The sequence below is a fragment of the Klebsiella sp. CSG-1 genome, assembly GCF_056521145.1.
This window is the reverse complement of the sequence record NZ_JBWNLD010000002.1, coordinates 674,897-697,938: the sequence shown is the minus strand read 5'-3', so window position 1 is coordinate 697,938 and position 23,042 is coordinate 674,897. Positions and strand designations below refer to the sequence as shown.

22 protein-coding genes are annotated in these 23,042 nt (G+C 59.0%); 14 read left to right on the top strand and 8 right to left on the bottom strand.

Features of this window, described 5'->3' with window-relative positions; translation table 11 throughout:
- Window positions 1-5: 5 nt before the first annotated feature.
- Window positions 6-938 carry a 2-hydroxyacid dehydrogenase gene (locus AC007G_RS07895; RefSeq protein ID WP_142631013.1) on the top strand — a complete coding sequence of 311 codons (933 nt, stop codon included), beginning with the start codon at window positions 6-8 and terminating at the stop codon, window positions 936-938.
- An 85-nt stretch (window positions 939-1,023) separates the two neighbouring features.
- On the top strand, window positions 1,024-1,818 hold the full coding sequence (locus AC007G_RS07890) for an SDR family NAD(P)-dependent oxidoreductase (protein ID WP_032691061.1): 795 nt from the start codon (window positions 1,024-1,026) through the stop codon (window positions 1,816-1,818).
- A 22-nt stretch (window positions 1,819-1,840) separates the two neighbouring features.
- Here the strand turns inward: AC007G_RS07890 and AC007G_RS07885 are convergent, their stop codons facing one another.
- From AC007G_RS07885 to speB, 6 genes are all read right to left on the bottom strand, one after another.
- Window positions 1,841-2,167 carry a MerR family transcriptional regulator gene (locus tag AC007G_RS07885; protein ID WP_142631014.1) on the bottom strand — a complete coding sequence of 109 codons (327 nt, stop codon included), beginning with the start codon at window positions 2,165-2,167 and terminating at the stop codon, window positions 1,841-1,843.
- Window positions 2,168-2,217: 50 nt separating this feature from the next.
- Window positions 2,218-2,673: a PTS sugar transporter subunit IIA gene (locus tag AC007G_RS07880; RefSeq protein WP_142631015.1), complete on the bottom strand. Its 456-nt coding sequence runs from the start codon at window positions 2,671-2,673 to the stop codon at window positions 2,218-2,220.
- Window positions 2,670-4,034: a PTS galactitol transporter subunit IIC gene (locus AC007G_RS07875; RefSeq protein ID WP_032691058.1), complete on the bottom strand. Its 1,365-nt coding sequence runs from the start codon at window positions 4,032-4,034 to the stop codon at window positions 2,670-2,672. Before AC007G_RS07875 ends, AC007G_RS07880 begins: the two co-directional genes overlap by 4 nt.
- A 3-nt stretch (window positions 4,035-4,037) precedes the next feature.
- Window positions 4,038-4,319 (bottom strand): PTS sugar transporter subunit IIB, encoded by a 282-nt coding sequence (locus tag AC007G_RS07870; RefSeq protein WP_004866676.1) that lies wholly within the window; start codon window positions 4,317-4,319, stop codon window positions 4,038-4,040.
- 223 nt (window positions 4,320-4,542) lie between these two features.
- Entirely contained in the window at window positions 4,543-5,361 is an 819-nt protein-coding gene (locus tag AC007G_RS07865) for an ABC transporter substrate-binding protein (RefSeq protein ID WP_032691057.1), read from the bottom strand.
- Between the two features lie 13 nt (window positions 5,362-5,374).
- On the bottom strand, window positions 5,375-6,346 hold the full coding sequence (speB, locus tag AC007G_RS07860) for an agmatinase (RefSeq protein ID WP_142631016.1): 972 nt from the start codon (window positions 6,344-6,346) through the stop codon (window positions 5,375-5,377).
- A 135-nt stretch (window positions 6,347-6,481) separates the two neighbouring features.
- Here speB and AC007G_RS07855 point away from each other — a divergent pair, with 135 nt between their 5' ends.
- Window positions 6,482-7,384 carry a LysR family transcriptional regulator gene (locus AC007G_RS07855; RefSeq protein WP_142631017.1) on the top strand — a complete coding sequence of 301 codons (903 nt, stop codon included), beginning with the start codon at window positions 6,482-6,484 and terminating at the stop codon, window positions 7,382-7,384.
- A 27-nt stretch (window positions 7,385-7,411) separates the two neighbouring features.
- Here AC007G_RS07855 and AC007G_RS07850 read toward each other — a convergent pair whose 3' ends face one another.
- Window positions 7,412-8,164, bottom strand: coding sequence for an AraC family transcriptional regulator (locus AC007G_RS07850; RefSeq protein ID WP_004866685.1), 753 nt, complete (start codon window positions 8,162-8,164; stop codon window positions 7,412-7,414).
- A gap of 178 nt (window positions 8,165-8,342) precedes the next feature.
- On the opposite strand from AC007G_RS07850, the gene AC007G_RS07845 reads away from it, so the two are divergent.
- From AC007G_RS07845 to AC007G_RS07830, 4 genes are read left to right on the top strand one after another with little or no spacing between them, the layout of a single operon-like run.
- Entirely contained in the window at window positions 8,343-10,478 is a 2,136-nt protein-coding gene (locus tag AC007G_RS07845; RefSeq protein WP_032691054.1) for a TonB-dependent siderophore receptor, read from the top strand.
- 2 nt (window positions 10,479-10,480) lie between these two features.
- Window positions 10,481-11,338 carry an iron-siderophore ABC transporter substrate-binding protein gene (locus tag AC007G_RS07840; RefSeq protein ID WP_032698984.1) on the top strand — a complete coding sequence of 286 codons (858 nt, stop codon included), beginning with the start codon at window positions 10,481-10,483 and terminating at the stop codon, window positions 11,336-11,338.
- Complete coding sequence (gene fhuB / locus AC007G_RS07835) at window positions 11,331-13,313, top strand: Fe(3+)-hydroxamate ABC transporter permease FhuB (protein WP_032691052.1); 1,983 nt, start codon at window positions 11,331-11,333, stop codon at window positions 13,311-13,313. The genes AC007G_RS07840 and fhuB overlap by 8 nt, the downstream gene beginning before the upstream one ends.
- Before the next feature lie 33 nt (window positions 13,314-13,346).
- Window positions 13,347-14,939 carry a cyclic peptide export ABC transporter gene (locus tag AC007G_RS07830; protein ID WP_032696803.1) on the top strand — a complete coding sequence of 531 codons (1,593 nt, stop codon included), beginning with the start codon at window positions 13,347-13,349 and terminating at the stop codon, window positions 14,937-14,939.
- Window positions 14,940-15,015: 76 nt separating this feature from the next.
- On the opposite strand, the gene AC007G_RS07825 is transcribed toward AC007G_RS07830, so the two are convergent.
- A complete protein-coding gene (locus AC007G_RS07825; protein WP_032718121.1) occupies window positions 15,016-15,777 on the bottom strand; it encodes a transporter substrate-binding domain-containing protein in 762 nt (253 codons plus the stop codon).
- A 316-nt stretch (window positions 15,778-16,093) separates the two neighbouring features.
- On the opposite strand from AC007G_RS07825, the gene AC007G_RS07820 reads away from it, so the two are divergent.
- Genes AC007G_RS07820 through AC007G_RS07790 form a run of 7 tightly spaced genes read left to right on the top strand, consistent with a single transcriptional unit; the run spans window position 16,094 to window position 23,041 of the window.
- Window positions 16,094-16,963 carry a MurR/RpiR family transcriptional regulator gene (locus AC007G_RS07820; RefSeq protein ID WP_064384386.1) on the top strand — a complete coding sequence of 290 codons (870 nt, stop codon included), beginning with the start codon at window positions 16,094-16,096 and terminating at the stop codon, window positions 16,961-16,963.
- Between the two features lie 37 nt (window positions 16,964-17,000).
- The gene (gene ddpX, locus AC007G_RS07815) at window positions 17,001-17,585 is read left to right on the top strand and encodes a D-alanyl-D-alanine dipeptidase (RefSeq protein ID WP_032696802.1); all 585 of its coding nucleotides are present in this window, start codon (window positions 17,001-17,003) and stop codon (window positions 17,583-17,585) included.
- 2 nt (window positions 17,586-17,587) lie between these two features.
- The gene (locus tag AC007G_RS07810; RefSeq protein ID WP_369974013.1) at window positions 17,588-19,144 is read left to right on the top strand and encodes an ABC transporter substrate-binding protein; all 1,557 of its coding nucleotides are present in this window, start codon (window positions 17,588-17,590) and stop codon (window positions 19,142-19,144) included.
- Window positions 19,145-19,198: 54 nt separating this feature from the next.
- Window positions 19,199-20,218, top strand: coding sequence for an ABC transporter permease (locus AC007G_RS07805; protein ID WP_112150311.1), 1,020 nt, complete (start codon window positions 19,199-19,201; stop codon window positions 20,216-20,218).
- Complete coding sequence (gene ddpC, locus AC007G_RS07800) at window positions 20,219-21,115, top strand: D,D-dipeptide ABC transporter permease (protein ID WP_032698976.1); 897 nt, start codon at window positions 20,219-20,221, stop codon at window positions 21,113-21,115.
- Window positions 21,112-22,098: an ABC transporter ATP-binding protein gene (locus AC007G_RS07795; RefSeq protein WP_032691047.1), complete on the top strand. Its 987-nt coding sequence runs from the start codon at window positions 21,112-21,114 to the stop codon at window positions 22,096-22,098. Before ddpC ends, AC007G_RS07795 begins: the two co-directional genes overlap by 4 nt.
- Entirely contained in the window at window positions 22,091-23,041 is a 951-nt protein-coding gene (locus AC007G_RS07790; RefSeq protein WP_032691046.1) for an ABC transporter ATP-binding protein, read from the top strand. The genes AC007G_RS07795 and AC007G_RS07790 overlap by 8 nt, the downstream gene beginning before the upstream one ends.
- Window position 23,042: the final 1 nt, after the last annotated feature.

The following is a 23,042-nucleotide window of genomic DNA, read 5'->3' as shown; positions in this document are numbered from 1 at the left end:
CGCCTATGCCAAACCTGACTATCGTTGTCGATTGCAATGACCAGAACTATGCCCGCGAGATTTGCGAGGCGCTGCAGCTGTTTCCGGAGGTGACCGCGGTCTTACCCGAACATCCGGCGGCACGCACCGCGGAATATGCCAGCTGCTGGTTTCCCGATGCCAGCCTGCTGACGCGTTCGCCGGCGTTAAAATTAATCCAGGCCGCGTCGGCCGGGGTGGACCATCTTCCCGATAGCCTGTTCGCCAGCCCTGTTCCGCTCTGCCGGGTGGTGGATGAGGATTTCCGTCATGGGATGTTCGAGTACGCCCTGTGGGGCGTGCTATGGTTTCAGCGCAATTTCGATCGCGCGCTGGCGCACCAGAGTCAGCGCGTCTGGAAGATTTACCCGCAGCGGGCCGCCGCCGATTTTCGCATTGGCGTGATGGGGCTTGGCGAAATCGGCGGCTACATCGCCACCCGCCTCGCCGGGCTGGGGTATCACGTTTCCGGCTGGGCGCGCAGTGAGAAGCAGCTCCCCGGCGTCCGGTGTTATCACGGCGACGCGCAGGCCGGTGAATTTTTTGCTGAGCTGGATGCGCTGATCAACGTGCTGCCGCTCACCGAACAGACCCGCGGTATTCTCGCCCGTCCGCTGCTCGACAGGCTTCCCACAGGCGCGGTACTCATCAACTGCGGACGCGGCGAACATATGGTGAATCACGATATTCTGCAGGCGCTGGATAGCGGCCGGCTGGCGGGCGCGGTACTGGATGTCTTCCCCGTTGAGCCCCTGCCGCAGGATGACCCGCTGTGGCTGCATCCGCAGGTGGTCATCACCCCACATATGGCTTCGATCGCGCCGGCGGAGGTGGTTGCTCGCCAGCTGCTGGAAAACATTCACCGCCAGCAACGCGCGCTACCGCTGAACAATCTGGTGGATAAACAGCGGGGCTATTGACCCTTTGCGCAGGCGATCCCCCGACCTGCGCCCTCATCAGCTGCTACGCTTAATGGTCTGTCTGACAACACATAAGGCCGGAGTTATGAAGATTGATCTTTCGGGGAAAGTTGCGCTGGTGACCGCATCCACGGCCGGGATTGGCTTTGCTATCGCCAAAGGGCTGGCGGCCAGCGGCGCGGAGGTGGTGGTGAACGGGCGCAGCGAGCGTAGCGTCAACGAGGCCATCGCCCGCCTGCAAAATGAGGTGCCCGGCGCCAGGCCGCGCGCCGCCGTTGCCGACCTGAGCAGTGGCGAAGGGGTCGCTCAGCTCCTGCAAGCGGTAACCGGCGTCGATATTCTGGTTAATAACGCCGGGATTTATGGCCCGCTGGACTTCTACGACACTGACGATGCCATCTGGGAAAACTACTGGCAGACCAACGTTATGTCCGGCGTCCGGCTGTCGCGTGCGCTGCTGCCGGCGATGGTGCAAAAAGGCTGGGGGCGGGTGGTGTTTATCTCCTCGGAGTCGGCGCGCAACATTCCGCCGGACATGATCCACTACGGGGTGACCAAAACCGCTCAGCTGTCGCTGGCGCGTGGGCTGGCGAAATTCGTGGCCGGTAGCGGCGTGACGGTAAACAGCGTGTTGCCCGGCCCGACGATTTCCGATGGCTTTGCCGAAATGATGAAAGACGAAGTGGCGAAAACCGGTAAACCGCTGGACCAGCTCGCCAAAGAGTTTGTGATGACCCATCGCCCCAGCTCGGTTATCCAGCGGGCGGCATCGGTTGATGAAGTGGCCAATATGGTGGTGTACGTCTGCTCAACTCAGGCCTCCGCCACCTCCGGCGCGGCGCTGCGCGTCGATGGCGGCGTGGTAGATGATATTGTCTGACCGCTTAGCGCCCGCCCGCTGACTAGCGGCCGGGCTTTTTGGCCGGATCGTTAGCCGACGTCATTTCGAACTGACTTTCAGGATCCATGGCGTTGACCGCCTTTTGCAGTTCCGCGAGGGCAAACTTGAGGGAAGCCACCTCCTCCCGTAGCGCCTGCATCTCCTGCTCTTGCGTGGTGCTGCGGCTGGATTTTGGAAAGGCTTCAAACACATCCTCTTCAAGGAACATACGAACCTGGCGGTTATCAACATTCACCAGCTGATACTTCAGCCGGCCGCTGTTGATCGCGTTATAGATAGTCTTGCGACTGACCATCGCTAGCTCTATGACGTCGCTGATGCGTAACATCTTGCCCCTCTCCGCTTCCGGCCTCACCGTCTGGCGCCCATCATTTTATCTTACTGCGTGACGACGGCATCGGTGAACACTTTTGCAATCTCCTCTGGCGTCATTTTAACGATATCGTTAACGCGATCGCGATCGGCTAATAATGCGAATAAGGATTGAATAATTGCCACTTTTTCGCAAGTTTTATCAATGGCCATCATCACCACGATCTCCGGCACCACCGCCTCTTCCGGCTCATCGGTACGGTGAAACGCTACGCCGGCCCGATTGATACCGATAGCAAACCCGGTGTGGTTAACATGCTCAAACTCGGTATGCGGAATGGCAACGCTGTGGGTCTCCATAAAGATCCCCGTCGGGTAGACCTCCTCACGAGCGAGCACGCCGTCGGTGAAACTCGGTTTTACCAGACCATCCGCCAGCAGACTTTGGGCAAGGCGGGTCAGTAAGGCCGTCCGACTCACGGCCTCGTTAAACGTCACGACTCGCTGAGCGCTAAACATCATTTTCCTGCCTCCGTCGCCGTCTCTGTCGGCCGTTCATTTTCCTGTGCCAGTTTGCGGCGATTCCACAACACCAGCGCGAGGGTACAGAGGGTCAGAATCCCGACGCCAATCTCTTTGAGGTGGAAACTCTGGATAATCGCCCATGGCAACATCGCCCCGGCATAATCCACGCTACTGATACTGGTGGTGCCCTGCGGCAGCGAGAAGCCGGTACTGACTGCGGTACTGGTGACAATCGGCGCCAGGTTGGTACCAATCAGCAGCGCCAGGCTCAAGGTTAACAGCCCGGTCAGCAGCGTGCGGAACATATCGCCGCGGCATACCGCCGTCACCAGAACAAAGGCGAAGGGTAAACCGGTTAATGACGCAAAAGGCAGGAACTGGTTGCCGGGAATGATTGCCGCGAGGACCAGCATCACCGGAATCATCAGCATCGAAACGGACAGCGTCACCGGATGGCCGACGCTGACGGCAGAGTCCAGACCAATGGCGATTTTACCAAACGATCCGGCCCGCGACTGAGCAATTTCCTGAATACGTTCGCTGATCGGATAGACCCCTTCCATCAGCATCTTCGCCATCCGTGGAATAATGGTCATCACCGCCGCCATGGTAATCGCCGTTTGCAAAATAGCCTTTACTTCAATTCCGGCAATAATGCCGAGCAGCGCGCCGATAATGGCCCCGAGAGAAGCCGGGTCGCCGAGAATAGATAATCTCCGCTGAATCACTTCGGTATCAATTTTAATATCACGCACCACCGGAATACGGTCGACAATAGCATTCACCAGCCATGCCGCCGGAACAAATGAGGCGGAAAAACCATGTGGCACCGAAATAGACGGGAGATTTAAATATTTTTCGACATCGCCGCTGGTGCGGTCGGCAATCACCATCGTAATAATGCAGTTAATCCCGGCGGCAAATATCCCCAGCCACAGGCTATCGGTAATAATCGTCACCAGCGAGCCGGTAAACGCGTGATGCCACAGGTTCCAGATATCAACGTTCAACACCCGGGTGGTTTTGGTGTACAGCATCAGCACGTTAATCGCCACGCACACCGGAATCACCAGCGCTCCGACGCGCGTTCCCATCGCCACCGCCGCCGCTGCGGGCCAGCCCACATCCAGCACGTTCAGATTCAGACCGAAACGCTCTACCAGCGCGTGGCTGACGGGCGTAAGAGAATCGATCATCAGATTCACGGTAATGCTTAAGCCGATAAACCCGATCCCCACCATTAAGCCCGCTTTCAGGGCTTTACTGAGGGACAGTCGTAATAATAAACCGAGGAGCATAAATATCAGCGGCATCATTACCGACGCGCCTAACCCCACGATGTAGTCAACAATAAACATGGCTTAACCCTCGGCGAGAATTAATTCTTTCACGCTGCTGAACACTTTATCGGTACCCATGCCGGTTAATAGCGGCAGAGCGTTGATGACCGGAACGGACAGCGCAACGGGCGACGTCGAGACGATAAAATCGACATCGTCACGGGTTTTAGCTTCCGCGACGGTACCTTGTGAAATACGAACCTTATCGAGGATATTTTCTTTTTTCAGGAAGTCCTGCAGTTTATTTAAAGCTACGGTGCTGGTGGCTACGCCAGCGCCGCAGCAAATCATCATGTGTTTCATATGAATTCCTCTCTGTTTTGGTGAGGGGAATTAAAACATGCGGACGGGAGAGGAATTGTGATCAGTGTGTAATTTTACACACTAAATACACAAAGGATGGCAAAAACACACTAATCAATTGATAACTATGAGAATTAAGTTTCATTCGAGAGATAATCAGCCATAAAACGTGACGTACATCTCATTAAATGGCTCGTTTATCGCAACATTTCCGCTTTTCATCTCAGGGCTGCGGCGCGTTATCGGTAATACCGTAGACGGCATATTTCTGCAGCAAAGCATGATATTCCCCGTTGTCACGCAGCGTTTTCAATGCCGAAGTCAGCTGTTGCGCCAGCGCCGTATTCCCTCTGCGAACGTAAATCCCCAGCGTTTGCGGATAAATCGTCTGCGGGGAACTCACCTTCAGGCGGCCTTTGCTACGCTGGGTAAACAGGCTGACCACGCCAGCGATATCTACCTGCGCCTGAATATTTCCGGAGAGCAGCGCCTGCAGCGTCTCCGGCGAGGTCGGGAACTCTTTTATCTCGATAGCCCCTTTGCCCTGCTGCTGGCATTCGCCCGCCGACAGCGCCTGCAGCTTTTTCACCCATGAGGTCCCCTGCTGTAGTCCGACGGTGAGCCCACAGAGATCGTGTTCCGTTTGCGGCGCAACGGGACTGTCGCTGCGCACCATAATATAGGCCCCGGTGTTGGCGTACGGGATAGCATCCGCCTGACGGGTACGTTCCTCAGTGATATACAGCGCCGAGATCACCGCATCCTGACGCCCGCCGCTCAGGCCAAGGATCAGGCTGCTGAATTTCGTATCCACCAGCTGGAGCGTTAAGCCTGTTTTCTGGCTAAGCAGCGCCGCCAGTTCGGCATCGAAACCCACGATGGCGTCATCCTGCCAGGATTCAAATGGCGGATAGGCCACCTCCATGGCTATTTTTATTTTTCCCGGCGAGAGAGTGGTATCGGCCGCCTGGGCCGCCGATGCCAGCCCCAACGCCAGTCCCAGCGAGGTCGCAAGATAACGTAATGAGAGAGATTTTTTCATCAGTTGGCTCCGGTTAAGCTGAAATGCGCCGATGATGAGCATCGGCAAGCTGGCAAAGCAGTTCGAACATCAGGGTCGCGCCGGTCAGGCTGGTGAGATTGCCATGGTCAAACGGCGGCGACACCTCCACCAGGTCGGCACCAATCAGGTTCAACCCGGCAAGCTGGCGGAGACAATGCTGCGCCTGCAAGGTGGTCATACCGCCAATTTCCGGCGTTCCGGTGCCGGGGGCATAGACCGGATCCAGCACGTCGATATCAAAGCTGATGTAGGTGGACTGGTCGCCGACAATCTCCCGCGCCCGCTGCATCACCCGTTCGATGCCCTGCTCATTGACCTGCTCCATACGGATAATCGTGATGCCGTTTTCCTCCGCCCAGCGGTGTTCATCCGCGGAGAATAGCGCGCCGCGAATACCGATTTGCACCGTGCGTTTCGGGTCGAGAACCCCCTCTTCCACGGCGCGGCGAAACGGGGTGCCGTGGGTAAAGCGCTCACCGCCAAAATAGCTGTCGTTGGTGTCCGAATGGGCATCAAAATGGATCATGCCCAGCGGCTTATTCCGTCCCAGCGCCCGCAAAATCGGCAAGGTGGTGAGATGGTCGCCCCCCGCGGTTAACGGCATCACCTGCTGCCGATCAAGGGCGTGATACCAGGCCTCAATGCGCGCCAGGCTATCCTGCAGATCCACGGGATTAATCCGCACATCGCCCAGATCGCCTACCCGCGCATAATCGTAGGGAGAGCGGCGGGTCACCGGGTGAATCCGGCGCACCAGGCTGGAGGCATTACGCAGCTCGCGCGGCCCGTGGCGCGTGCCGGCACGGTTAGTGGTTCCACCATCCCACGGCACCCCCACCACGCTGATATCCAGTTCTGTGGCCTGCGGGGCAAAAGGAAGACGGAAAAAGGTCGGTAATCCGCTAAAGCGCGGAATTTCACCATCCTGCGGCTGCGGGAACTCATGTTCAGTTGCGGATGTCATTGCAGTTTCTCCATGGCTTATCGGGGCGATAAAGAGATACTGCGGAAGGTAGTACAGAGAAAAAATAGTCAAAGCCAAAAAATTAGTTTAGAAAAATAAAAACAAAACCCGGGACTTACAGTGGAGTATTCCCCTATGTCAGTGGGCAAATTTCCCAATCTGCGCCTGTTACACGTTTTTATCACCGTCGCCAAATATCAGGGCTACGCCAACGCCCAGCAGGAGCTTAACCTGACGGTTTCGGCCATCAGCAACTACATGAGTGAGCTCGAAGAGAAGCTGGGAATCATTCTGTGCCGCCGTGGCAGAGGCGGATTTTCGCTGACGGAAAAAGGGGAGACCGTCCTTCAGCAAAGCATCGATTTGCTGAATTCGCTGGAGGATTTCGAACGCAATACGGCCTCCCTGCGGGGTGAACAAACCGGAATCTTTAATCTTGGCGTCATCGATTCCACGATTACCGATCCGATGCTGCCCATGAGCGATATTATTGCGACCTTCAGCGAACGCTTCCCGCGGGTACAGATAAACCTGCAGGTCAGAAGTCCGAATGCGCTTTTACAGGGCGTATTGAATAACGAACTGGATCTCACCGTCGGGACCTTCTCACTTCAGGCCAACAGCGTGATTTCTCATCCGCTCTATCGCGAACAAAACTGGCTCTACTGCGGTGATAAGCACCCGCTCTTTACCGTTAAACATCTGACGGAAGCGCTGATTTCGCCGATGCGGATGGTCACCCGCAGCTACTGGAGCAGCAGTGATTTGGGGCGTAAAGGCTTTAAGCAGAGCGAAGCCAGCGCCGAAAGTATGGAGGCCCAGCTGATGCTCATCTTGTCCGGCAAATATATCGGCTATCTGCCGGAGCACTATGCGCTGCCGTGGGTACAAGCGCAAAAGCTGCGCGCCCTGCTGCCGACAGAATATGGTTACCAGGCCCCCTTCTCACTGATTTTTCGTCGCGGACGCAGCAAAGAGACCTTAATTCGCGCGATGCGGGATACCATCCGCACTCGTGCAAAGGGGCGAAAAGGCTAAAGGCCGCAGGGCGGAAAAATCTGACGCTTACTCCCGGCCGCCGGTGGCCAGAATGTAGCGCTGCGGCGACACGCCAAGCTTTTTACGGAACATCGCGATAAACGCGCTGGCGCTAGCGTACCCCAGTTCATGAGCCAGTTTGCTCACCGTCACGCCGCGCGCGAGATTGCATACCGCCTCCAGCAGACGAATCTGCTGACGCCATTCTGAGAAACTGAGATGGGTCTCTTCGCGGAACAACCGCGCCAGCGTGCGCTCGCTGGCCCCCACTTTTTGCCCCCACCACGCCAGCGTGGCCGCATGGTCCAGCTCGCGGCAAAGAGTATCGCACACCTGGCGCACGCGCCGGTCGCTGGGGAGAATGACATGGCACAGCATGCTGGCAGGCAAGCGGGCCAGCTCGTCGCTCAACAACGCCAGAATCAGCGCCTGACGTTCCGTCGACACGGTCTCTTCCAGACCTGCTGCAATCAGGGTATGCAGTAGCGGGGTAGCGGCCAGTCCACGGCACTGGAGGCCAAACTGACGCGAGGCCTGAGGGGTTAAATAGAGATTTTGCGTCACGACGTGATCAATCGCCTGCAGGCCGTGCGACAAACCGCCGGGCAGCCAGATGGCACGACCGGGCGACAGCAGCCAGATATGCTGCGGAGTCACAATTTTTGCCACACCGCGCAGCGGGTAGATCAGTTGCCCTTGTTCATGCTGATGAACCGGCTCTTCGCTGCCGGGGGTATATTTCAGCTGGCGTAGCCCTTCAATAGCGTGCGGGATTGTCATCTTCACCTGCCCTTTGTCCGATTCTCACCATTTATCCGTACTGCTGCGTTTAGAGACAACTTTTGTCCGAATGGCGACATCCAGGTGACCAGTCGCGCCATTCTGCCATGGACAGGCTTCTCTTTTGAAGTTGAATAATTATCATTTCCATCCAATTCTAATAACAGTCGGAAATGCTATGAGACAGATTGGCAAGTTTCTCAGGGATAAACCGTTGAAAGTACTGGCATGTACGATCATCGCAGGATACAGCGGGCAAGCGTTCACTGCGGATAACGGGCAGGATAGCACAAAAGAACAGACGATAGTGGTTACCGCCGATGCCGGTGCACAGGGGCAGGATGACGAGAGCAACATCGTTGCGCACAGCGCGACGGCGGGCAGTAAATCCAGCCAGTTGATTAGCCGGACGTCGCAAAGTATTGCCGTCATCACCCAGGCGCAAATTGAGGCGCAGGCGGCAAAGACGATTCCGGAAGCACTACGCTACGTCTCCGGCGTCGCCTCGGAAAACGCCGGACCGGATACCCGTTTCGACACCATTATCGTGCGTGGATTCGAAGCCGACGAATATCTCGACGGCCTGCGTCTGCCGCGTGAAGCCTGGTGGAGCCGCCCGGCGTGGGATCCGTTCCTGCTCTCGCGTATAGAGGTAGTCAAAGGGCCGGCATCGGTGCTCTACGGGCAGGCCAATCCGGGTGGGATCGTCAATATGGTGAGCAAAACCCCGCAGGCTGACGCCGGCGGTCAGGTTTATGTCACCGCGGGCAATAACAACCTGTTTGGCACCGGTTTCGACATTACCGGCCCGCTGAACGCCGACAAAACGCTACTGGGCCGCGTCGCAGGGACCTTTTTCGATACGCAAACCCAGGTCGATCACACCCGCTACCAGCACTATGATATTGCCCCTTCGCTGACCTGGCAGCCGAACGAGCGAACCAGCCTGACCCTCCTTGCACAGCTGCGCAAAGACCCGGACAGCGGCTTCTATAACCAGATGCCGCTCTCAGGCACCCTGACCCATAACCCTAACGGGCAGATCTCCACCAGCTTCTACGGCGGACAGCCCGGTTTTGATAAGTACGAGCGTGAACAGGGCAGTATTGGCTATCAGTTCCGCCATGACTTTAACGATACGGTCATCTTCCGTCAGAACCTGCGCTATATCAGCAGTACAGGTAACTATCTGATGGTTTATCCGTGGGGCGAGCACGCCGACGCGCCGTTGATAGACCGCTATTCGATGAACCTGAAAGAGACCATGTCCAACTTTGCGGTGGACAACCAGGCGGAGTTTCACCTGCAAAGTGGCCCGATCGCTCACGTTCTGCTGGCGGGAATCGACCGGATGCACACTTCGGTACGCAGCCAGGCCGGCTACGGCGATGCCAGCCCGATCAACTATCTCGATCCGGACTACAGCACCCCGGTTGAAAAACCGGCCTTCACCAGCAATACCCACTCAACTCTGGATCAAACCGGGTTCTATTTACAGGATCAGCTGGAGTGGAATAACTGGATCGTCAATCTCGCCGGGCGGTACGATGCGGCGAAAACGAAAAGCACCGATCTGCTTACCGATAGCCGCAGCGAACGTAACGATTACGCCACCACCGGCCGCGCCGGGCTGCTCTACCACTTCGACAACGGACTGGCGCCGTACATCAGCTATTCGACGTCGTTCGTGCCGAGCAGCAATACCGATTTCTACGGCCACGCCTTTAAGCCCACCGAAGGTAAACAGTCGGAGATTGGTCTGAAGTACGATCCGGTTGGCCTCGATGCGCTGTTTACCCTTGCGCTGTTTAACCTGCGTGAAACCAACGTCGCCACTCCGGACCCGGATCATGCCAACTTCAGCGTGCAAACCGGTGAGATCCGTTCTCGCGGCGTCGAACTGGACGGCAAAATCAACCTCACCCCGGCCTGGTCGGTACTGGCATCCTGGGCCTTCACCGACCCGAAAGTCACCAGCGCTAACGACGGCACGGAAGGCAAACATCCGGTGGGGATTTCCCGTCACAGCGCCAAGCTGTGGACCCAGTATGCGCTGAGCGGCCCGCTCGACGGTTTCTCGCTGGGCGGCGGCGTGCGTTATATCGGCAGCAGCTATGCCACCAGCGATAACAGCCTGAAAGTCCCGGCGGCGACGGTGTACGACGCGCGAATTGGCTACCAGTGGCGTGAATGGGGCGTGGCGCTTAACGCCGCCAACCTGACGGATAAAACCTATCTCGCCTCGTGTCAGGATAACGGCTGCGAATATGCGATGAAACGCCAGCTGATTGCCACCGTGAACTACAAGTGGTAGCCATGCTGTCACGACGCAGGTTGCTCACTGCTGCCCTGCTGGCCCCCGCTCTGTCGTGGGCCAGCAGTTCGCCTGTGCCACAGCGGCTGGCGGTACTGGACTGGGGGCTGACCGAAATGATCCTCGCTCTCGGCATTACGCCAGCGGGGGTTTCGGCGCCGGACTGGTATCGCAAACTGATCTCCGTTCCGACTCTGCCGGCAACGGTGCAGGATTTAGGCCTGTTGTTTCAACCTAATCTGGAAACGCTCTATGCGTTGAAACCGGACACAATTGTGATCACTCCCCAACACGCCCTGTTAAAACCGGCTCTGGCGCAGGTGGCCCCCCTCGTGACGCTGCCCGCCCACGGCCTCAGCGCCTTTATTAGCGCCACGCAACAGCTGGGTATCGTACTTAAACGTGAACCCCAGGCGGCCGCGCTGATCGCCGGTCTGTCCCAGCGCATTATCCGTGCCCGCGGCTATGCGCAGAAACTGCTTCAGCCGGTCTTGTTCGCTTCCCCGGTGGATGCGTTACACCTGCGGTTGTATACCGCCGGTAGTCTGCCGGGCGATGTACTGGCGGCCTGCGGGATGCGCAACGCCTGGCGTGCAAGCGGCGGCGCCGAAGGCAACGTCCTGGTGGAGCTCACCCGTATCGCCACCCTCGATGCCCGACCGATCCTGCTGGTCGCGGCGGATCAGCGTGAGGCGGTAGCGCACTGGCAGCAAAGCCGGCTGTGGCGAAGCCTGCCGCTGACCTCACGCTATCCACTCGCGCTGATTGAGCAGCCCATCAGCAACGCCGGCGCACTGATCACCGCCGGGCGTTTTGCCGATATTTTCAGCCAGCTGATGGCGGGGTGGCGCGATGCATGAGCCCTTTTCCCGTCATCTCTCCTGGGGCGTTATCGGCATGCTGTGGCTGGCTTCTCTGCTGCTGGCGGTCGGCGATGTGCGGCATCAGGGCGGGTTTGCCGCGCTGTTCGATGCCCACAACGTACAGCCGACGGCGATTATCCTGCACAGCATGTGGCTTCCACGACAGGGGATGGCCATCGTAGGCGGCGCGACGCTCGGGCTGTGCGGCTGGCTGATGCAACGCGCGCTGCGCAACCCGCTGGCGGAGCCGATCACCCTCGGGATGACTTCCGGCGCAACCCTGGCGATGGGCCTGGCGTCGCTGTGGCTACCGGCGCTGACCGGCGGAATGCGGATGGGGATGATTATCGGCGGCGAGCTGGTCGCACTGCTGCTGGTTCTGCTTCTGAGCTGGCGCCAGCGCCTCTCTCCGCTGGTGATGATTCAGGCGGGAATGATGATTAACCTGTGGTGCGGTGCGCTGACCATGCTGATCGCCATTATCAACGACCGTTTCCTGCTGACCGTGCTGATGTGGGGCGGCGGTTCGCTGGCGCAGGAGGACAGCCATCTGCTGCTGGCGCTGCTGCCGTGGCTGGCGCTGTGCGTCGGGCTACTGATGCTGCTATTTCGCCCGCTGGAACTGCTGCAGCTCCCGGAAACAATGGTGAATAGTCTTGGCGCTTCACCGCTGCGGATTCGTGCCGCCGCGGTGCTGCTGGCGCTGGTGATGAGCGCGCTTATCATCAATGCCGTCGGCGTCATCGGCTTCATTGGTCTTGCCGCACCGCATCTCGCCCGTTTTGGCGGCGCGCGCACCTCGCGCCAACTGGTGTTGCATAGCGCCCTGACCGGCTCAGGCCTGCTGTGGTTTACCGACCTTTGCGTTTCACGTGTTTCCCTGTTTAACGGCCAGCTGCTGCCGGTGGGGATGTTAACCGCTCTGACCGGCGGACCGCTGCTGATCCTGCTGGCACGCTTCGCCCGTCAGCAGAGTCTGGATACCGCCCCGCCGCCGCAGATGTCGTCCCACACCAGCCGTTGGATTCCTTGGGCGGCAGTGCTCGCCCTCGCGGTATCCGTGGCTATCTCGCTGTTTTTCGGCCACGGTCTGACCCACTGGCACTGGGCGCATTCGGCTGAGCTGGCTCATCTGCTGCCTTTACGGCTGCCGCGTCTGCTGGCGGCCATTAGCGCCGGCGCGTTGCTGGCTGGCGCGGGGGTACTGATGCAGCGGGTTAGCGGCAATCCGCTCGCCAGTCCTGAAGTGCTGGGTATCGGCGGCGGCGCGGCGATGGGGGTGACCGTGTATATTTTGCTGTTTCCCACCCACGGCAGCACTTTTTTGCTGTTCAGCAGCCTCTGCGGCGCGCTTATCAGCCTGCTGCTGACGATGTGGAACAGCCGCCGCAGCGCCTTTAATCCGCAGCGGGTGTTACTCAATGGCGTCGCCCTCAATGCCCTGTGCCAGGCGGCGGTGAGCATGGTCATGCTCAATAACCTTGCTGCCAGCTCGGTGCTGCTGCCGCTGATGACCGGCAGTACCTATTACATCAGCGCCCCTCTGGCGCAGTGGCTGTTTATTGCCACCCTGATTTTGCTGACCCTGACGTCGCTGTTCCGCCGCTGGCTGGTGCTGCTGCCGCTCGGCGGGGTTGCCGGTTCTCTGGGGCTTTCCCTGCCCCGCGCCCGTTTCGGGGTACTGACGCTGGCGGCGCTGATGACCGGGCTCGCCACGCTGCTGGTTGGCCCGGTGTCGTTTATTGGCCTGCTCGGGCCGCATCTGGCGCGTAAAACCGGTGTCAAAGGCGCGCTGGCGCAGCTCTACACCGCCGCGCTGCTCTCCGCCTGCATTATGACCCTCGCCGACTGGCTGGGACGCAACGCGCTCTATCCGCGCCAGCTTCCGGTCGGACTGGTGGCCTCGCTTATTGGCGTCCCGCTGCTGGTCTGGCCGTTGATTCGCGCAAAGGGCCAGCGTGGGGCTGAATAACAGATAAAAAGCCATGAAAAAAAGGAATGCCGCATGTCGGTTTTGTTGATTTTATTTCGTATGGTCGGCGGCTGGCTGCTGCTGGCGGTTGTCGCCGGGTTAATCAGCGGGTTTAGCAATGCGTCGCTGCTGGCTATGATTAACCACAGTCTGACGCTGCCGCAGGAGAAAAGCGCTCTCGCTCCGGGAATACAGTTTGCGCTGCTGGCGTTGCTGATGCTGGCGACCCGGATTGTCTCGCAGACCACGTTTATGTTTCTCGGGCAGAAAGTAAAGGCGCACCTGCGCGGCGAGCTCACCCGCCACGTCAGCGAGACCCGCTGGCTGTCGCTGGAACGTGCCGGGATGGCGAAAACGGTGTCAGTGCTGACTCAGGATCTCGACACCCTGGTGGTATTTTTTGTCAGCCTGCCAAACCTGTTTATCTACGGCGCGGTCATTATCGGCTGCCTGATTTACCTCGCCACCCTCTCCGCCAGCGTTCTCGCACTGGCGCTGGTGGCGATAGCCCTCGGCACTCTGGGCTATCGCGCCGCCCACGGCCGGGCGATCGGCCTGCTGCGCCGGTCGCGACAGCGGGAAGACACCTTGATTCAACAGTGCAAAAAACTGTTCGACGGCGGACGCGAATACCGGCTTAATGCCGCTCGCCGCCAGCGATTTGTGTATGGCGAGCTGGCGGACAACATTGAAGCCGTCCGCCGGGAACGGACCCGCGGGTATGTCCTCTACGGGCTGGCCACCAGCTGGGGAAGTATTCTGTTTTTTGCCTTTATCGGCCTGGTGCTGTTCGGCCTGCGGGACTCCCTGACGCTGGATCCGGCAGCCATCACCGGCTACGTCATGATCTTTCTCTACATGATTGTGCCGGTCGAAGGCGTGCTGTCATCGCTGCCAACGATTGCCAGCGCCCGGGTGGCGCTCCAGCGGGTGCAGCACCTGCGTGACCATCTGCCCCCGGAACAGCCGCAGCGCCCGCTGCCTGCGGTGCCCTTCCGCTCCCTGACGCTGCAAGAGGTTCGCTATCAGTACCAGGGAGAAGATGGCGAACGCTTTACCCTCGGGCCGCTGAATCTGCAGTTTACGCCCGGGGAACTGGTGTTTGTGGTCGGCGGTAACGGCAGCGGCAAAACCACGCTCGCCAATCTGCTGGTCGGCCTTTATCCTCCGGATAGCGGGGCCATTTTACTGAACGGCAGCAAGATTGCCGCCGACCAGCAGGCAGGCTATCGCCAGCTGTTCTCTGTGGTTTTCAGCGATTTTTTTCTTTTTGACGACGTGGCGTTTATCCATGAGCGGACGCCCGCGCAGGTGGCGCATTTGCTGCATCTGCTAAAGCTCAGTCATAAAGTACGTTTCCAGAACGGCCGTTTTTCGACGACCGCCCTCTCGCAGGGACAGCGCAAGCGGCTGGCGCTACTGCAGGCCTGGCTGGAGGCGCGCCCGTTGTATCTGTTTGATGAGTGGGCCGCCGATCAGGACCCGGAGTTTAAGGCCGTGTTTTACCTGGAGCTGTTGCCAATGCTCAAAGCCGAAGGCCGGACCATCGTCGCGATCACCCACGACGACCGCTACTTTTACCTGGCGGATCGGATTATCAAGCTGGAGTTTGGGCAGGTTGTGTAGTCCGCGCGTGCTCCGCGCAGGGGCGCGATTTCGCGGAGATATCTTTACCCGTCGGTAAGGTTATCTCCGCCGGCACCTATTCGTGAATCTTCCATTTTTGTTTGAGGATATTTTTATCCTGACTGTCCAGCCAGTGGTTCACCTTCTCCAGCAGCGGCTGATTATCTTTGTTCATCATATAGACTTTAAAACTGGCGGTGCCCGGGAAGGGTTTATCCGTCGCGACGCAGAAGACACCGGGCTCTTTGTTTTCGTAATAGACGCCTTCAATCAGGTCGGTGACCATCATATCGGCGGTTTTCTGGCGTAACGCCTCGAGGTTATCGACGTTATTTTTGACTCTGATAATCTGCGCATGTTTGAGATGAGCATCGACGTAGCTCTGATTGGTGCCGCCCGGGTTAACAATCACTTTCACATTGGGGCGGTCAATTTTTTCCAGGCTACCGAGCGCCGGGGCGGCCATGCAGTTCGCCAGGGCGATTTTGCCGTTGGCCACCACCGGATGGCTGAGGGCGAAATCTTTTGCCCGTTCCGGGGTTTCAGTGACACCGCCCATCGCAATATCAAACTTATCGGCCTTCAGATCGCTGGAAAGCGTCGGCCAGCTGGTCAGCACAAAGGTGACCTTAAGCCCCAGCTTCTGCCCCAGATCCTTTGCCATATCCACGTCGTAACCGCGCAGTTCGCCCGCTTCGTTGTGGAACGCCAGCGGAGCATAGTCGCCCGGCACGCCCACTTTCAACTCGCCGCTTTGTTGAATCGCCTGCAGATCCCGCGCCTGGCTACCGCAGGCAATACTCGCGAGTACGAAGGTCAGACAGACCTTTAAGTTCATACCATCATCCTTATCAATACGTGGGTTTTGTGAAGGTTTTGCGCGATTCCGCCGCGCTTTATGCCCGGCCAGTTTGTTGCACAGATTACAGCATTGTTAATCGTATGTTTTATTTTTGTGATGCACAACCAGGAAACGTTGCACTTTCTTTGTGCATATTCTGGCGAAAATATACGCTCTTTGTTCGCCTGCCTCGCGCATTTTCCCAGTGATACCGCAAAAAACGGTTTTCCGGAACAGATGGCATGCATCGTGCTTTGTTAGTTGAGTAACACAATGCGGGTTCATGAGAGAGAAATCTCATTGAGAGGCGGGTATGAACGATAACTCCAGGCTGTTTCGTACGATCGAGTCGATATTTAGCCAGCTGACGCCAAGTGAAAAACGCATCGGCAGCTGGCTACTGAGCCATCGGGAACATATTCCCTATGAAACGGCCGATAGCATTGCGCTGGCGACCGGCACCAGCGGGATCACCGTCGGCCGCTGCCTGCGTAAGCTCGGCTATCGTAACCTCGACGACGTCAAAAACGGTCTGAAAGATCATACCCCGGCGCCCTATAAACACTGGGGCGTCATCGACCGCCTCGACTCCTGGGCGCAGCAGCAAACCCAGCCCGATCGCGCCAGCCTGTCGCTGCAGATGGAGCTGGATGCGATCCGCTATGTTTATCAGCTGGCGCAGGAAGAGACCTTCGCCCGAGTCAGCACGCGGATCGCCCAGGCCGATACGGTGATTGTGCTCGGGATCCAGTCCACGCGAGGCATCGCCAACAGCTTTTTTAGCCATCTCGAATACCTGCGCCCGCGCGTGACCTATGCCGACGGCAGCTCCGGTAGCTGGCTGGAGTCGTTGAACTCCGAATACGAACATCCTTACATCATCCTGACGGATACCCGCGCCTACTCCAGCACCGCCCGCCAGTTCTGTCGGGTTGCCGCCGAGCGGCGCATTGCCACCGCGCTGGTCACCGATATCTGGTGTCCGTGGGCCCGCGACTATCCGGTCGATCTGCTGCAGGTCAAAACCGATACCGGTCATTTTTGGGATTCCCTCGCCCCAATCAGCTGTCTTTTCAACCTGCTGCTCTCCGCGGTCGTCGAGCAACTCGGCCCGACGCTATCGCGCCGGCTGGCCGAAAACCGGGCGCTGCAGCAGGAATTTGGTCAATTTGAACGTGAATAAGCGCCTGCTCGTCAGGCTCCAGGACAGGAAACAACAGATGAATCAGCAAGTCACTCTGGTCGATATCCGCGCGCGCTTTCCGGCGCTGGCTATCGATCTCAAGTACGCCAGCGCCGATAACATTACCGGCCAGCCCATCTATGCCGAAGCCCGCTGCCTGCTGCACCCGGATGCGGCGGCGGCGTTGGAGAGATCCCTGCGCATCGCACAGCTGGCGGGCCTGAATCTGCAGGTTCTCGATGCCTATCGTCCGCAGCAGGCGCAGCAGTTGCTGTGGAACGCCTGTCCGAACCAGGACTACGTGGTGCCGATTGCGCTGGGTTCGAACCACAGCCGCGGTACCGCTATTGATGTGACGTTAATCGACGAAAACGGCCATCCGCTGGATATGGGCACCGCCTTCGATGAGATGGACGATCTCTCTCACCCTTATCACCCGGCAGTTCCCCAGGCCGCCCAACGTAACCGCCTGCTATTGAACGCCATTATGTTTGGCGGAGGCTTTAAGGGTATTTCCACGGAATGGTGGCACTTCGAATTACCGGATGCGGCCGGTTATCCGCTCCTTGACGATGTTTTCGCCTGCCTGTCCCCCGCTCACACTGACGGAGTCATTCCATGAATATGAGTCGCACCTCTTTTACCGGTTTTCGCCCGCTGCTGTTGGCCGTTGCGCTGGCAGCGGCTATCGCCCCGGCTTATGCTGCCGTGCCCAAAGATATGCTGGTGATCGGTAAAGCCGCCGATCCGCAGACGCTCGACCCGGCCGTCACTATTGATAATAACGACTGGACGGTCACCTACCCGGCCTACCAGCGGCTGGTCAAATACAAAACCCAGGACGGGAAAGGCTCAACGGACGTCGAGGGCGACCTCGCCGAAAGCTGGCAGGTCTCTGATGACGGTAAAACCTGGACCTTTTCACTGCACAAAAACATGCAGTTTGACGACGGCACGCCGGTCACCGCCGAAGCGGTAAAACTCTCTTTCGAACGCCTGATGCGCATTAAGCAAGGTCCTTCGGAAGCCTTCCCGAGCGGGCTGAAAATTGAGGCCGTGGATCCCGCCACGGTGCGCTTCATCCTGCCGGACTCGTTCGCTCCGTTCCTCCACACCCTGGCCAATGATGGCGCGTCGATCGTCAACCCGGCGGTCCTGAAGGCCAACGCCGCCGATGACGCCCGCGCCTGGCTGGCGGAACACACCGCCGGCTCGGGAGCCTATATGCTGCAGCGCTGGCAGAAAGGCCAGCAGCTGGTGCTGGTGCCCAACCCGCACTTCAGCGGCACGAAGCCGACCTTTAAACGGGTGACGGTGAAAATTATTGGTGAAAGCGCCGCCCGCCGTCTGCAGCTGACCAAGGGCGATCTGGATATTGCCGATGCGCTGCCGGTCGACCAGTTTGCGGCCCTGAAGAAGCAGGATAGCGTGGCGGTGTATGACTATCCGGCGCTGCGCGTGACCTACCTGTATCTCAACAACAGCAAAGCGCCGATGAATCAGGTCGATTTACGCCGCGCCGTCTCCTGGGCCACCGATTATCAAGGGATGGTCAGCGGCATTCTCGGCGGCAACGGCAAACAGATGCGCGGCCCAATCCCCGACGGTATGTGGGGCTTTGACCCGAGCGCGATGCAGTATTCCCTTGATATGGATAAAGCCAAAGCCGCGCTGGCCAACGTCGCCGATAAGCCAAAAACCCTGTCGTTCCTCTACTCCGATAACGACCCGAACTGGGAGCCCATCGCGCTCTCCACCCAGGCAAATCTGCAAACCCTCGGCATCCAGGTGAAGCTGGAAAAACTGGCTAACGCCACCATGCGCGAGCGCATTGGTAAAGGGGATTACGATATCGCTATCGGCAACTGGAGCCCGGATTTCGCCGACCCCTATATGTTCATGAACTACTGGTTCGAGTCAGATAAGAAAGGGCTGCCGGGCAACCGTTCGTTCTATGCCAACCCGCAGGTTGACGCGCTGCTCAAACAGGCCGTCGCCACTACCGACCAGACAGAACGCACCCGGGATTATCAGGCGGCGCAGAAAACCGTTATCGATGAGGCCGCCTACGTCTATCTGTTCCAGAAGAACTATCAGGTGGCGATGAACAAAGAGGTCAAGGGTTTCGTCTTTAACCCGATGCTCGAGCAGATTTTCAATATTGCCGATATGCACAAATAGCGCAGCTTAACCTTGTCATGCCGGGCCGTAGCGGGCCCGGCAGAGGGCGTCATCATGAGTTTCTGGGGTTTAATTCGACAACGCAGTTGGGGGCTGGTCCTCGTCGTCGCCGGCGTCTGCGTGATCACCTTTATTATTTCGCACCTCATTCCCGGCGATCCGGCGCGCCTGCTGGCAGGCGATCGCGCGAGCGACGAAATCGTCCGCCATATCCGCCAGCAGCTGGGGCTGGATTTACCGTTATGGCAGCAGTTTTTCCATTATGTTAACGCCCTGCTGCACGGCGATCTGGGGACCTCCATCCGCACCGGTCGCCCGGTGCTGGAAGATTTAAAGACCTTTTTCCCGGCCACGCTCGAACTGGCTTTCTGCGCCCTGTTTATCGCGCTGGTGGTCGGCATTCCGCTGGGGGTGCTTTCGGCGGTGTATCGCAACCGCTGGACCGATCACCTGGTTCGCCTGATGGCGCTGACCGGAATCTCTACCCCGGCGTTCTGGCTGGGGCTGGGAGTGATTGTCCTGTTTTACGGCAAACTGAACTGGCTGCCCGGCAGCGGGCGCCTTGACGACTGGTTTGACCCGCCAACCCGCGTGACCGGCTTTTATCTGATCGATTCGCTGCTGGAAGGCAACATCGATGTGTTCTTTAACGCGCTGCAGCATCTGATTCTGCCTGCAACCACGCTGGCCTTTGTCCACCTGGGGATTGTCGCCCGGCAAATTCGCTCCGCGATGCTGGAGCAGCTGAGTGAAGATTACATCCGCACTGCGCTGGCCAGCGGCCTGCCTAAATGGACCATCGTGATGCGCTATGCGCTGCCTAACGCGCTGATTCCCTCAGTTACGGTGCTGGGGCTGGCGCTGGGCGATCTGCTGTACGGCGCGGTGCTGACCGAAACCGTTTTTGCCTGGCCCGGGATGGGCGCCTACGTGGTCTCCTCTATTCAGGCGCTCGATTTCCCGGCGGTGATGGGTTTTGCCGTGGTGGTGTCCTTTGCTTACGTGCTGGTCAATCTGCTCGTCGACCTGCTCTATTTATGGATAGACCCGCGCATGGGTCGGGGAGAAAACTAAGTGATGATGACCCAGGAACGCCCCGGCGCTATCGAAAAAACCCGCCGCAACACCGCGTGGAAGCGCCGTCTGTGGCTGGTACGCAAAAGCCCGCTGACGCTGATCGGTGGCGCCATTATGTTGATCATGCTGTTTCTGATGATCTTCTCACCGTGGCTGGTACCGCACGATCCCAATGCTATCGATCTCACCGCCCGTCTGCAGGCGCCCTCGCTGTCCCACTGGTTCGGTACCGACGAGGTCGGTCGCGATCTGTTCAGCCGGGTGCTGATCGGCAGCCAGCAATCGATCGCCGCCGGTCTGGCGGTGGTGCTGATCGCCGGGATCAGCGGCTCGCTGCTGGGCTGCCTTTCCGGCGTGCTCGGCGGACGCAGCGATGCGCTGATCATGCGGCTGATGGATATCATGCTGTCGATCCCTTCGCTGGTGCTGACGATGGCGCTGGCCGCCGCGTTAGGCCCAAGCTTATTCAACGCCATGCTGGCGATCGCCATTGTGCGCATTCCGTTTTATGTCCGTCTGGCGCGCGGACAAACGCTGGTGGTGCGCCAGCACAGCTTCGTCGAAGCTTCGGTGACCTTCGGCGCCTCCCGCTGGCACCTGATCAGCTGGCATATTTTACGCAACGCCCTGCCGCCGCTGGTGGTGCAGGCATCGCTGGATATCGGCAGCGCCATTCTGATGGCGGCGACGCTAGGCTTTATCGGCCTCGGCGCGCAGCAGCCCACCGCCGAGTGGGGGGCGATGGTGGCAAACGGGCGCAACTACGTCCTCGATCAGTGGTGGTACTGCGCCTTCCCGGGGGCGGCGATCCTGATCACCGCCGTCGGGTTTAATCTGTTTGGGGATGGGATCCAGGATTTACTGGATCCGAAGTCCGGAGGACGCAACGCATGAGTAATCGGGTTCTGACAATCGACAACGTCCGTTTGAGCTTCCCTGTCTATCAGGGGGAAGTACATGTCCTGAACGCGGTCTCGATGCATATCGACCGCGGCGAAATAGTTGGCGTGGTGGGTGAATCGGGCTCCGGCAAATCCGTCACCGCCATGCTGGCGATGCGTCTGCTGCCGCCGGCAAGCTATCAGATTCACAGCGGCCAGGTGACTCTGCTGGGCAACGATATTCTGCAAGCATCGGAAAAAGAGATGCGCGATATCCGCGGCCGCCGGGTGGCGATGATTTTTCAGGAGCCGATGACCGCGCTGAATCCCACGCGGCGGATCGGCAAGCAGATGGTCGACGTTATTCGTCAGCATCGTCCCCTCTCTGCCCGCGAGGCGCGCGCCAGGGCGGTCGCGCTGCTGGCGGATATGCAGATCGCCGATCCGCAGCGGGTGATGGAACGTTACCCCTTCGAACTCTCCGGCGGGATGCGCCAGCGGGTAATGATCGCCATCGCCTTTTCCTGCGAGCCCGACCTGCTGATTGCCGATGAACCGACCACCGCGCTGGACGTGACCGTTCAACGCCAGGTGCTGCGCCTGCTAAAACAGAAAGCGCTGGCCACGGGCACCGCGGTGCTGTTTATCAGCCACGATATGGCGGTGGTTTCACAGGTCTGCGATCGGCTATACGTCATGTATGCCGGCGCGGTGATTGAAAGCGGTTTAACTCAGCAGGTGCTGCATCATCCTCTGCATCCCTACTCCGTTGGCCTGCTCGACAGCGCCCCGGATAACGGCGAGCCGCGTTCGCTGCTGCGCTCGATTCCTGGCACGGTGCCGAATCTGGCGCGATTACCGGGCGGCTGCGCCTTTCGCGAACGCTGCTTTGCCGCCGGCGAGGGCTGCGGCATCACGCCGATGCTCCGCCCGATAGAACAGACCGGGCAGCAGGCGGCCTGCTGGTACCCACAACGGGAGAAAACGCATGTCTGAGAGGCTGCTGCAACTGAACGATGTTCATCTTAACTTCCCGGCGCGCAAGAACTGGCGCGGCAAAGTCGTCGAACGGGTATATGCGCTAAACGGGCTGGATATCACGGCGTATCGCGGTGAAACCTTAGGTATCGTCGGCGAATCCGGCTGCGGAAAAAGTACCCTCGCCAGGCTGCTGATGGGCATGCTTAAGCCTTCTCACGGCCAGTTTGAGCGCGCGACGGCGTCCGGCAGCGGGCGTATGCAGATGGTGTTTCAGGACCCGCTCTCCTCACTGGATCCACGGCTGCCGGTCTGGCGCACCATCACCGAGCCGGTGTGGATCCAATCGCGCCCCAGTGAAAAGGCCCGACGTCTTCTGGCAGAGCAGCTGGCGTTGCAGGTAGGTATCCGCCCGGAGTATCTCGACCGCTTACCGCACGAGTTTTCCGGCGGCCAGCGTCAGCGCATTGCCATTGCCCGCGCGCTGTCGGCAAAGCCGGATATTATGGTGCTGGATGAGCCGACCTCGGCGCTGGATATTTCGGTACAGGCGCAGATCCTCAACCTGCTGGTCGAGCTGCAAAAACAGCAGAACCTGACCTATATCCTCATTTCGCATAACGTTTCCGTAGTGCGCCATATGAGCGATCGCGTCGCCGTGATGTATCTCGGGCAAATCGTCGAGATGGGCGAGGCGCGTCAGGTCCTCGATAACCCGGCCCATCCCTATACCCGGCTATTGATGGACTCGGTGCCGCGTATCGGCTCGGCGCTGGGCGACGCGCCGCGCAACACGGAATTACCCGGCAATCGCCATCTGCCCGAGGGCTGCTACTTCCGCGATCGCTGTCCGTTCGCCGGCGCGGGCTGCGAGAAACCGCAGCCGCTGCGCCCGTCTGGTAACGGGACCGCCACCCGCTGCTGGAAAGCGGAAACTATTGCCAGTCGCGGCGCAAACTAAG